The sequence below is a fragment of the Cellulomonas sp. A375-1 genome (genome assembly GCF_001040865.1).
Taxonomy (GTDB): domain Bacteria; phylum Actinomycetota; class Actinomycetes; order Actinomycetales; family Cellulomonadaceae; genus Cellulomonas; species Cellulomonas gelida.
This window is the reverse complement of the sequence record NZ_LFKW01000073.1, coordinates 1-11,500: the sequence shown is the minus strand read 5'-3', so window position 1 is coordinate 11,500 and position 11,500 is coordinate 1. Positions and strand designations below refer to the sequence as shown.

The following is an 11,500-nucleotide window of genomic DNA, read 5'->3' as shown; positions in this document are numbered from 1 at the left end:
CGCTCCCGAGCCGCTCCGGCTCACGACCGTGCCGGGCCGGCACTCCCCCGGCGTGCTGCTGGCGCTCGTCCAGGGGACCAGGCTGCCGACCGCCCGGGTCGAGCGCCCGCGCGGCGGCGAGCGGGAGGTCGTCGCCGAGCGGTGGGAGCTGACGAACGCGCGCGTCGTCGAGCACACGCTCGGCGTGGCCGACGACGCGGGGCTCGAGTCGCTCGCGCTCGCCTACGGCCGCGTCACCTACTCCGTGATCCCCCAGACCGCGTCCGGCAAGGCCGGCAAGGCGGTCTCGGTGACCTGGGACGTGGCCGGCACGCTCGCCTGACGCGCGCGCCGGCGCCGGGGCCCTGGACCCAGGTCCGGACCCCGGCATCGGCCGGCTCGTCGCCGGGTGAGTCCCGCAGCCTCGTCGGCCCTGCCCGGGTCAGCCCGGGCGCCGGGCGAGCGCCGCGTCGATCTGCGGGTCGCCGAGGCGGCCGAGCCACTCGAGCAGGTCCGGGTAGGTCGACGGGTTCGACGCGAGGTGCACGCGCAGCTCGGGTGCCTGCGCGGCGATCGCCGCGAGGACCTCGAGCTCGGTCCCGGGGTCGAGTGCCTGCTCGACCGTGAACGGGTGCGTGCCGACGAGGCGGTCCGCGCCGTGCGGGGCGGCGTGCGCGACGCCGCCGTCCGCGTCGTCGGGCGCGGTCACCTGCGGGAACGCGACGGTCTGGTCGAGCCCGGGGTCGAGCGCGCGCACCGGTTCGCTGTCCACGCCCGGGTACTCGTCGAACCACGAGCCGCCCTCGTACTCGTCGGAGGCCTGCTCGTCGGAGGCCTGCTCGTCGGAGGCCCGCTCGTCGGAGGCTCGCGCGTCACGTGCCTGCTCGTCCGACGACTGCTCGGTCGACACCGGTGACCCACCGGCCGCTGACCCACCAGCCGGATCCGCCACCGGCTCGGCGACCACGGGCACGCCCAGGCTCGTCGGGGCACCGCGGGGGTGCGTCAGCTCGTCGACGCCCTCGTCGAGCCCCTCGTCGTGCGACTCGTCGGGAACCGGCTCGCCCCCTGCCGCGACGGCCTCGGGCGCCACGGGTGCCGGTGCGGCAGGCGCGGCGTAGGCGCCGGTCGGCCGAGCGGCGGGCTCCGGCTCGGCGTCGTCCCACGCGGGACGCGGGCCGCCACCGTGCGCGGCGAACCACGCCCGCACCGGCGCAGGCCCCAGCAGCGCGATCCCGACGAGCGCGGGCAGCCCGAACGCGACCAGCAGCAGCTCGAGGTCGACGGTCTGGAAGCTCCACGCGTGGCGCTGCGCCTGCAACGTGACCGCGACGATGCCGAGGACGACGACCACCAGGGTCGCGGCGAGTGCCGTGGCGCGCCCGGCCGCGGGGTCGGCGGCGAACGACGCCCGGGCGACCAGCGCCGCGACGGCGGCGCCCGCGAGGACGAGGATCAGGACGACCTGCGCGGACTGGAAGCCGAAGGTGCCGACCTGTGCGATCAGCGCGATCAGCTGGGCCGCGCTCAGCACACCCGCGACCACCGCGATCCCGGACCACGCGTGCACGGCCGCGGCGAACCAGCCCTGCTCGGGCGACGGAGCCGGGTCGACGAGGCGGCGCCAGACCGGGCTCAGGACGACGACGCCCGCCGCGGGGAGCACCAGGTAGGCCGCCCCCCAGAGCGCCACGGACGTGGCCGCGTGCCCCGACCCGGGCTGCTCGTGGTGCAGAGGCCCGTAGAAGAGCAGGGCGAACGTCGCCGTGGCCGCCACCGCGACCAGCACCCGCCGCCAGGCCGTCGACCGTCGCACCACGCCGGCCAGCGGGACCGCCGCGATCGCCGCGGCGAGCGCGACGTGCAGCAGCAGGACGACCACACCCGCCACCAGCGTGCTGCCGAGGCGCAGCAGCTCGGGCGCCTGCACCGCGAACGTCAGCACGCTGACGAGCGCCAGGACCAGCGCCGTGGCCAGCAGCGCCACCAGCACACGTCGAGCCCAGGCGACGACCAGGTCGACCGTACGCGGGCTGCCGAGCTCGGCGACTCGCGGGCTCGCAGCCAGCAGCGCGCCCGCCAGACCGATCGCCATCGCCGGGCCGAGCCCGCCGGGCACGGTCCCCTGCGGCTGACCGTCGCCGAACGCGGTGGCGACGTCGAGCAGCACGTAGACGAGCACGAGGAGCACGAACGGCACGTTCGCGAGCGCGCGAGCGGTCAGCACGGTGCGGTTCGTCCACCCGCGCGGAAGCGCCCCCGAGCGCGCGAGGTAGAACAGCGACAGCGACAGGATCGAGACGACGGTCACGAGGACGACCTCGATGCGCTCGCTCGCGGCGTACCGGAAGTCCCACCCGAGCCCGAGCGTCACGAGCAGCAGGACCAGGGCGACGCCGTCGGTCACGTAGTCCCGCACCGGCACGCCCTGGAACGCGCTCGCCCGCGTCCGCGGCGCGCCCGCGCCCGGTGCGTGCGTCGTCGGCCCGGCGAAGGGCGCGTGCCCCGCATACCCCTGCGCGGGACCGGCCGCCGCGTAGCCCGGGACTGCGTGGCCTGGGACCGCATGACCCGGGTCTGCATGGCCTGGGGCAGCGTAGGCCGGGGCGGGGTAGCCGGTCGGCGCGGGCCCGGGGACCGGCGGATACCCCGGGTAGCCCTGCGCCGGGTAGCTCGGTACCGGGTAGCCCTGCGCCGGGTGGCCCTGTGCCTGGTGTCCCTGCGCCGGGTGGCCCTGTGCCGGGTGCGGGTAGGGCGCGTAGGGGTACCCGGGCGGGTAGCCCTGCGCGTAGGCGCCGGGCGGCGGCGGGTAGCCGCCCTGCACGAACGGGTAGCCCTCCGGGTACGTCGACGGCGGCGGGGCCACCGGCTGCGGAGCGGAGACGCCCTGGGGGTCGGCCGGCCCGGGGGGCACGGCACTCTCGTCGGGCGTGCCGAGCTGCTCGTCCGGGTTGCTCATCGTCGCGCTCCTTCGTCTCCTGCACGCCTGCGACCATGCCGTTCGCACGGCGCGCCAACCGGGACTGTATCGGCCCCGCCGGGCTCGCGGCGTCCGGTTCGTCCCGCTCCCCTCGGCCGGGCCGGTGCGGCCCTACCCGCCCGGCGCCGGCGCGGGCCGCCGCTCGAGCAGCACCGCGACCTCGTAGTGCGTGGTCTGGGGGAACATGTCGAACAGGCGCACCTCGCGCACGGCGAACGAGGGCATCGCGGCGAGGTCGCGCGCGAGCGAGACGGGGTTGCACGACGAGTACACGACGCGCGGCACGCCCGACGTCTCGAGCCACCCCGCGAGGTCGGCGCCGATGCCGCGCCGTGGCGGGTTCACGACGACGAGATCGGGCGCCTCCCGCTGCTCGAGGGCCCACGCCGTCGCGTCGGCGGCCACGAACGTCGCGTCCCTCCCGAGCTCGGCAGCGGTCGTGCGCGCACTGGCCACGGCCTCCTCGCTCGTCTCGACCCCGACGACCCGCGGCGCGGCCAGGTGCAGCGCGAAGCCGCCCACGCCGCAGTACAGGTCCCACACGCTCGTCGGCCCGCTCGCCGCGACCCACTGCGCGGCCTGCCGGTACAACGCGGCCGTGACGGTCGTGTTCGTCTGGAAGAAGCTGCGCGGTCGCAGGTGCAGCGCGACGCCGTCGACGTCCATGGTGAGCGTCTGCTGCTCGGTGAGCGGGATCTCGAGGGCACCCTCGAGGACCGCCTTGTGCTCGGGCAGGACGTTCGCGGAGACCACGGCGAGCCGTGGGAGCTCGGCCAGCAGGCTCGGCAGGTGCTTGCGGATGCGCGTCACGGCCTCCTGCGAGCGCAGCACGAAACGCAGCATGAGCGCCCCGTCCGCGGCCCGCGTGACGAGCACGTGCTTGAGCTCGCCGCGCCGCGCGGGCACGTCGTACGGCTCGACCGCCGCGCGCGTGACGAACCGCTCGACCGCGGGGAACGCGGCGCGCAGGTCCTGCGGGTACAGGCCGCAGCCCTGCAGGTCCACGCCCCGGCCGGCCGCGTCCAGGATGCCGAGGGTGGGGTGCTCGACCGTGCCCGCGACGACCATCTTCGCCTTGTTGCGGAACGCCGACTCGGGGCCCGTGACCGGCGGCAGCCACACCGTCGTGGCCGGGTCGCACGCCTCGGCGAGCAGGTCGCGCGCGTGCTGCTCCTTCAGGCCGACCTGCTCGTCGTACTCGCGGCCCATCCAGGTGCAGGACCGGCACACGCCGGCGTCGAAGTAGGAGCACTGCACGTCCACAGGGTACGGGCGCGCTCGCGACGTCTGTGGGACCGGGTGGCTAGGGTGCCAGACGTGGACGACGAGGGCGGCAACCGCGACGGCGAGGCCGCCACCAGCCGGCCGGGTGGGCTGCGCGTGCACGTCGCCGAGCGGGCGGACGCACTGGTGGCCGCGCTGGCCGACGAGCTCGCGGCGCCCGTCGCGGACCCGTTCACGGCCGACCTCGTCGCCGTGCCGACGCGGGGCGTCGAGCGGTGGGTGAGCCAACGGCTCGCACACCGGCTGGGCGCCGGCGGCGCGGAGGACGGCGTGTGCGCGAACGTCCGGTTCGACTCCCCCGCGCGCGTCGTGGCCGACGTCCTCGCCGCGACCGGCGGCGTCGCGCGGGACGCCGACCCGTGGCGGCCGGAGAACCTCGCGTGGCACGTGCTCGCCGTGATCGACGAGCACGCCGCGTCGCCGTGGCTCCGGACCGTCGCCCGGCACCTGGGCGCTCGTGGCGGCGCGCCGTCGTCGCCGGCCTCACCCGTGCCGAGCGGCGACGAGCTGCGCGCGGGCCGTCGGATGCATCTCGCGCAGCGGCTCGCACGGCTCCTCGTCGCGTACGACGTGCGACGTCCGGCGCTGGCCCGGTCGTGGACCGCGGGTGTGGACGACGACGGAGCGGGCGCGCCGCTGCCCGCCGACCTCGCGTGGCAGCCGGTGCTGTGGCGGGCACTGGTCGAGCGCCTCGGCCCGCCGCCCGCTGTGCGGCTCGACGCGGCGGCGGCGCGGCTCGTCCAGCAGCCCGGGCTCGTGGACCTGCCGGACCGGCTGCACGTGTTCGGCCCGACCGCGCTGCCCGCCGGGCACCTGACGGTCCTCGCCGCGCTCGCCCAGCAGCGCGACGTGCACCTGTGGCTCCCGGCGCCGTCCTTGACCCTGTGGCGTGCGATCGGCCCTCTCGGCGCGACGCAGCGCAGGCGCGAGCGCCCGCCGGTCGCCCGGCACCCGATGCTCCGGTCGATGGCGAACGACGCGGTCGAGCTCGCGGCACGCGTCAAGGCGTACCAGCCACTGGTCACCGAGGTCGCGGCGCCGCCTCCTGCGCCGACCCTGCTCGGGGAGCTCCAGACGCGGCTGCGCGCGGACGCGACCGACGGCTCGGTCCCGCCCCGGCCGGCCGGGTCCGACGACCGCTCCGTCCAGGTGCACGCGTGCCACGGGCGGTCCCGGCAGGTCGAGGTGCTGCGGGACGTCGTCGTCGGGCTGCTCGCCGACGACCCCACCCTCGAACCGCGCGACGTCATCGTCCTGTGCCCGGACGTCGAGGCGTTCGCCCCGCTCGTCCACGCGGTGTTCGGCCCGACGCCCGAGGTCCCGGGGCCCGGTGGGCCCGCGGCGTCGGCCGCGCCCGAGCACCCCGGACGGACGCTGCGCGTCCGCATCGCCGACCGTTCGCCCGTGCGCGCCAACCCCGTGCTCGCCGTCGTCGCGGCGCTGCTCGAGCTCGCGGACTCGCGCGTCACCGCGTCCGCGGTCGTCGACCTCGCCGGCCAGGAGCCCGTGCGGCGCCGGTTCGCGCTCGACGACGAGGCGCTCGACCGGCTGCGGGCGTGGGCGCTCGAGTCGGGCGTGCACTGGGGTGAGGACGTCGAGCGGCGGGCTCGGTTCCACCTGGGCGCCGTGCCGCAGGGCACGTGGTCCGCGGCGCTCGACCGGCTCCTGCTCGGCGTCACGATGGCCGAGGAGGACCAGCGGTTCGTCGGCGCGGTCCTGCCGGTCGACGACGTCGGCTCGTCCGACGTGGTGCTCGTCGGCCGCGTCGCGGAGCTGCTGGACCGGCTCACCGCGGTGCTCGCCGACCTGGCGGGTGCGCACCCCGCGACGCACTGGTTCGACGCCCTCGACCGCGCGCTCGTGCTCCTGACCGCGGTCACCCCGGCCGACCGGTGGCAGCAGCACGAGGCCGTCCGCGTGCTCGCCGAGGCCCGGGCCGACGCCGCCGGGCACGACGGCGCGCTGCGGCTGCCCGACGTCGTCGCGCTGCTCGGTCCGCGCCTCGCGGGCCGGCCCACGCGCGCCGGCTTCCGCACCGGGGCGCTCACGGTGTGCTCGCTCGCGCCGATGCGCGCGGTGCCGCACCGCGTCGTCGTGCTGCTCGGCATGGACGACGGGGCCTTCCCGCGCGGCGGTCGCCGCGACGGCGACGACGTGCTGGCCCGGGACCCGCTCGTCGGGGAGCAGGACCGCAGGCAGGAGGACCGCCAGCTCTTCCTCGACGCGGTGACCAGCGCGACCGACCACCTCGTGGTCCTCTACACGGGCGCCGACGAGCGCACGGGTGCGCACCGGCCACCCTGCGTGCCCGTCGGCGAGCTCCTCGACGCGCTCGGCGCCACGGCGACGGCCCAGGAGATGCCCGCATCCGACGGCCCGCGGCGGTCGCTCGTGGTCGAGCACCCGCTGCAGCCGGTCGACCCGCGCGTCTTCGAGCCCGGTGCACTGGGCCGGCCCGGCCCGTTCGGCTTCGACGAGCTCGACCTCGCCGCTGCGCGCACCCTCATCCGTCCGCGGGTCCCGGCCGGCCCGTTCGTGCCCACGCCCCTGCCGGACCCTGCCGACGCGGGCACCGCGTACGACCTGGAGGACCTCGTCCGCGTGCTCGAGCACGCGCCCCGTGCGTTCTTCACGCAACGCCTCGGCGTGCAGCTCCCGAGCGACACCCCGCAGCTCGACGACCGCATGCCGCTCGAGCTCGACCCGCTCGCGCGCTGGAGCATCGGGGACCGTCTGCTGACGGCCACGCTCGAGGGCGCCGACCTGGCCACCGCCGCGGACGCCGAGCGACGCCGGGGTCACCTGCCGCCGCGCGAGCTGGGCGGCGCGACGCTCACCCGGATCCTCGACGACGCGGTGCCGATCCGCGAGGCCGTCGACCCGTTCCTGACCACCGACCCGGCCACGTACGACGTCCGCGTGACCGTCGCGGGCCGTGAGCTCACCGGCACGGTCCGTGGCGTGCACGGCGGTCGTCTGGTGCGGGCCGTCTTCTCGCAGCTCTCGGCGAAGCACGTGCTGCGCTCCTGGGTGCAGCTCCTCGCGCTCGTCGCGAGCGACGACGCGGGCTCGCGGCCCGCGGTGCGCTCGGCCGTGACGGTCGGCCGCGGGCGCGCCGGTGCGACCACGACGACCCTGCGCGCGCCCGCACCCGAGCACGCGGTCGCGGTGCTCGCCGAGCTGCTGGCGGTCCGCGACGAGGCGCTGCGCGAGCCGATCCCGCTGCTCACGAAGACGAGCCACGTGTATGCCCGCAAGCGCTGGGAGCGCGACTCGACGAGCGTCGCGCTGTCCGCCGCCCGGGCGGAGCTGGGCACGCCCGAGGCCGCCGAGAACGGGCGGGGCGGGTTCGAGAGCGTCGACCCGTACCACCTCCTCGCCTGGGGCGAGGGGTTCGAGCTCACCGACGTGCTGGGCGAGCCCACGCCCGCCGACCGCGCTGCCCGGCCCGAGGAAGCCACGCGGTTCGGCGCGCTCGCGTCTCGCGTGTGGCGCGAGGTGTTCGTCGCCGACACCTTCGAGGAGGCGCCGTGACGACCGACCGCGAGCGCACGGCGCCCGACGGTCCCGTGCCTGCCGGCCCTGTGCCCGACGCCCCTCGGCCCGAGGTCCCGGTGTTCGACGTGCGCGGTCCGCTGCCCGGGGTCGAGACCGTGGTGCTCGAGGCGAGCGCCGGGACCGGCAAGACGTGGACGATCGCGTCGCTGGCGGTGCGGTACGTCGCCGAGCTCGACGTCCGACTGCCGGAGCTGCTGCTCGTGACGTTCGGCCGCGCCGCGACCACCGAGCTGCGCGACCGCGTGCGCTCGCGGCTCGTGGAGGTCGAGCGTGCGCTGCGGTCCGACGACGCGCGCTCCTCGTCGGACGACGTCGTCGCCCTGCTCGCGGACGCAGGTCCCGACGAGGTCGAGGTCCGACGCGCGCGGCTCGCGCGTGCGCTCGCCGAGTTCGACGCCGCGACCATCACCACGACGCACGGCTTCTGCCAGCAGATGCTCGCGATGCTCGGCACGACCGCGGACGTCGACCACGACGCGACCCTGCTGCCCGACGTCGCCGACCTCGAGGCGGAGGTCGTCGACGACCTGTACCTGCGCAAGTACGCGCCGGAGGCGTCGCCGCTCGTCTCGATCGCCGACGCGCGCGAGCTCGCGCACGCCGCGATCTCGGACCCGGTCGCGGACCTCGAGCCGTCGGACGCCGAGCCGGGCACGCCCGCGTACGACCGGTACCGGTTCGCGCAGGTCGCGGTGCAGGAGATGGAGCGGCGCAAGCGCGCCGGTGGCGTCGTCGACTACGACGACCTGCTGACGCTCCTGCGCCGGGCACTGACCGACGAGCACACGGGTCGCGACGCGCGCGAGCGCGTGCGCACGGCGTTCCGGGTCGTCATGGTCGACGAGTTCCAGGACACCGACCCGACGCAGTGGGAGATCCTGCGGGCGGCGTTCCACGCGCACCGCACGCTCATCCTCATCGGCGACCCGAAGCAGGCGATCTACGCGTTCCGCGGTGCGGACGTCGTGACCTACCTCGTCGCGGCGAGCAGCGCGCGCCAGGCGACGCTCGCGCGCAACCACCGTGCCGACCCGGCGGTGCTCGCCGGACTGCGCCCGCTGCTGCAGGGCGCCGCGCTGGGCGACCCGCGCATCGTCGTGCGGCCGGTCGAGGCCCAGCGCACGGGACGGCGCCTCGCCGGTGGCCCACCCGTGCTGCTCCGCCAGGTGACCCGCGAGGCGCTGGGCGTGACAAAGCTCCCGGCGATCGGCCCGCTGCGCGAGCTCCTCTACGCCGACGTCGCGGCGCAGGTGGTGCAGACCCTGACGACGCACCGGATCACGGCGCCGGACGGGAGCGACGCGCGCCCCGTGCGACCCGCCGACATCGCGGTGCTCGTGCGCAGGAACAAGGACGCGCGCGCGGTGCAGCGCTCGCTCGGGGCCGCGGGGGTGCCCGCCGTGATCTCGGGCCTGGCGAGCGTGTTCGACACGCGCGCGGCCCAGCACTGGCTCACGTTCCTGTCGGCACTCGCCCGACCCGACGACCCGCGGCTCGCGGGCGGCGCGGCGCTCACGCCGTTCCTCGGCTGGACGGCGGCCGAGCTCGCGCTGGCCGACGACGACGCGCGCGACCTGCTCGCGGAGCGCGTCCGCACGTGGTCGGGCACGCTCGCGTCGCACGGCGTGGCTGCGCTGCTCGAGGCAGCCGCGGCCACGGGCATGCGCGAGCGGGTCATCCGCACGCAGGACGGCGAGCGCGAGCTGACCGACCTGCGCCACGTCGGCGAGGCGCTGCACGCGCAGGCCGTGCGCGACGGGCTCGGCGCGACCGCGCTGCTCGAGTGGCTACGTGCGCGCATCGACGAGGCCGCACGCGACTACGCCGAGGAACGCAGCAGGCGGCTGCAGACCGACGCGGCGGCCGTGCAGGTCATCACCGTGCACGCGAGCAAGGGGCTGCAGTTCCCGGTGACGCTCGTGCCGTTCGCATGGGACACCTGGGTGCGGTCGGACCCGCAGGTCCTGCGCTTCCACCGCGACGACACCCGCACGCTCCACGTGGGCGGCAAGGGCAGCCCGGGGTACGACGACGGGGTGGTCGCACACCAGCAGGACGAGGCGGGCGAGCAGCTGCGCCTGACGTACGTCGCGCTCACCCGCGCGCACAGCCAGGTGGTCGTGTGGTGGGCACCGAGCCGCAACGCCGAACGCAGCCCGTTGTCCCGCCTGCTGCTGGCGCCGCGCACCGCCGACGGGACGCCCGCACCCGCGGTCGTGCCGGTCCCGAGCGACGACGCGGTCGCCGAGGCGCTCACCGCGCTGGCCGCGCCCACGGGCGGGGCGCTCGTGCACCAGGTCATGACCGCGCCGCGGGCGGCTGCGCGCTGGGTGCCCGAGCCGGTCGATCCGCCCACGCTCGAGCTCGCCCGGCTGGGGCGCACGCTCGACACGGGCTGGCGCCGCACGTCGTACACCGGCCTGACCTCCGCGCCGTACGACGCGCGCCACCACGCACCGTCGTCCGAGCCGGAGGTGACGGGTCTGCAGGACGAGCCCGACGCGACGGGCACGGGCCGCGAGCGGGCCGAGTCGACCGACGAGGCCGAGGTCCCGCCTGACGAGCTCGCGCTGCGCGCGTTCGCCTCGCCGATGGCGGACCTGCCCGCGGGCACCGCGTTCGGCACGCTCGTGCACCACGTGCTCGAGAACGTCGACACGCGCGCACCGGACCTCGCCGCCGAGGTCGCCGTCCGCTGCGCCGAGGCCGACCCGGGCGGTGCGCTGCCCGGCGGCCCGGACGCGCTCGCCGCGGCACTGCTGCCCTCGCTGCGCACGCCGCTCGGCCCGCTCGCAGGCGGGCGCTCGCTCGCCGAGATCGCCCCGTCCGACCGCCTGCCCGAGCTGGACTTCGAGCTCCCGCTCGCGGGCGGCGACGGTGTGGCCCGCCGAGCCGGGACGCTGCGCGGCATCGGCGCGCTCCTGCGCACGCACCTGACCCCGACCGACCCGTTCGTCGACTACGCCGACCGTCTCGACGACCCGGCGCTGTCGACGAGCAGCCTGCGCGGCTACCTCACCGGCAGCATCGACGCGGTGCTGCGCGTGCCCGCCCCGGACGTCCCGGGGCAGCACACGCACCTCGTCGTCGACTACAAGACGAACCGGCTCGGGTCGTGGGAGCAGCCGCTCAGTGCGTGGGACTACCGTCCCGCGAGCCTGGTCGACGCGATGGTCGAGCACCACTACCCCCTGCAGCTCCTGCTGTACTCGGCCGCCCTGCACCGGTTCCTGCGCTGGCGCGTGCGCGACTACGACCCGCACGTGCACCTCGGCGGCGGCCTCTACCTGTTCGTGCGGGGCATGCTCGGCCCGGAGACGCCCGTCGTCGACGGACCCGGCGGTCCGACGCCCACCGGTGTCCTGGCGTGGCGTCCGCCGACCGCTCTCGTGCTCGACCTCTCCGACCTGCTGGCGGGTGCCCGATGACCGATCCGAGCGCGCTGAGCGCGCCGCCGCTCGCCGGCGCGTCGCTGACCGGCACGACGAACTCCCTCGACGCATCGCCCGACGTGCCCTGGCGGGTTCACGGCCTTCTCGCGCCCTTCGTCGCCGCACGCGTGCTGACCTCGGCGGACGTGCACGTCGCACGTCGCGTCGCGGGCCTGTGCGGCGAGGACGACGAGCGCGTGCACCTCGCGGCGGCGCTGGCCGTCCGGGCGCTGCGCGCGGGCTCCGTGTGCGTCGCCCTCGCGGCGGC

The 11,500-nt window shown here is 76.6% G+C and carries 5 protein-coding genes and 1 pseudogene; 4 read left to right on the top strand and 2 right to left on the bottom strand.

The window, feature by feature from the left end; translation table 11 throughout:
- A partial coding sequence (locus tag CWIS_RS08210; protein WP_197080792.1) for a hypothetical protein occupies positions 1-322 on the top strand: 322 nt, incomplete at its 5' end.
- Positions 323-421: 99 nt separating this feature from the next.
- Here CWIS_RS08210 and CWIS_RS17595 read toward each other — a convergent pair.
- Positions 422-2,938, bottom strand: coding sequence for a hypothetical protein (locus CWIS_RS17595; RefSeq protein WP_053071630.1), 2,517 nt, complete (start codon positions 2,936-2,938; stop codon positions 422-424).
- Between the two features lie 132 nt (positions 2,939-3,070).
- Positions 3,071-4,216 (bottom strand): 23S rRNA (uracil(747)-C(5))-methyltransferase RlmC, encoded by a 1,146-nt coding sequence (gene rlmC, locus CWIS_RS08200; protein WP_048342784.1) that lies wholly within the window; start codon positions 4,214-4,216, stop codon positions 3,071-3,073.
- A 60-nt stretch (positions 4,217-4,276) separates the two neighbouring features.
- Between rlmC and recC the strand changes: the two genes are divergently transcribed.
- From recC to CWIS_RS08185, 3 genes and pseudogenes are all read left to right on the top strand, one after another.
- Positions 4,277-7,777, top strand: coding sequence for an exodeoxyribonuclease V subunit gamma (recC, locus tag CWIS_RS08195; RefSeq protein WP_231583732.1), 3,501 nt, complete (start codon positions 4,277-4,279; stop codon positions 7,775-7,777).
- Entirely contained in the window at positions 7,774-11,229 is a 3,456-nt protein-coding gene (locus CWIS_RS08190; RefSeq protein WP_369796524.1) for a UvrD-helicase domain-containing protein, read from the top strand. Before recC ends, CWIS_RS08190 begins: the two co-directional genes overlap by 4 nt.
- Positions 11,226-11,500, top strand: a pseudogene (locus CWIS_RS08185) (hypothetical protein); the annotation flags it as partial. The gene CWIS_RS08190 and the pseudogene CWIS_RS08185, both read left to right, overlap by 4 nt.

Excerpts from the sequence above, each read along its gene's own strand:
- CWIS_RS17595 (WP_053071630.1), bottom strand. The coding sequence starts at position 2,938 with ATGAGCAACCCGGACGAGCAGCTCGGCACGCCCGACGAGAGTGCCGTG.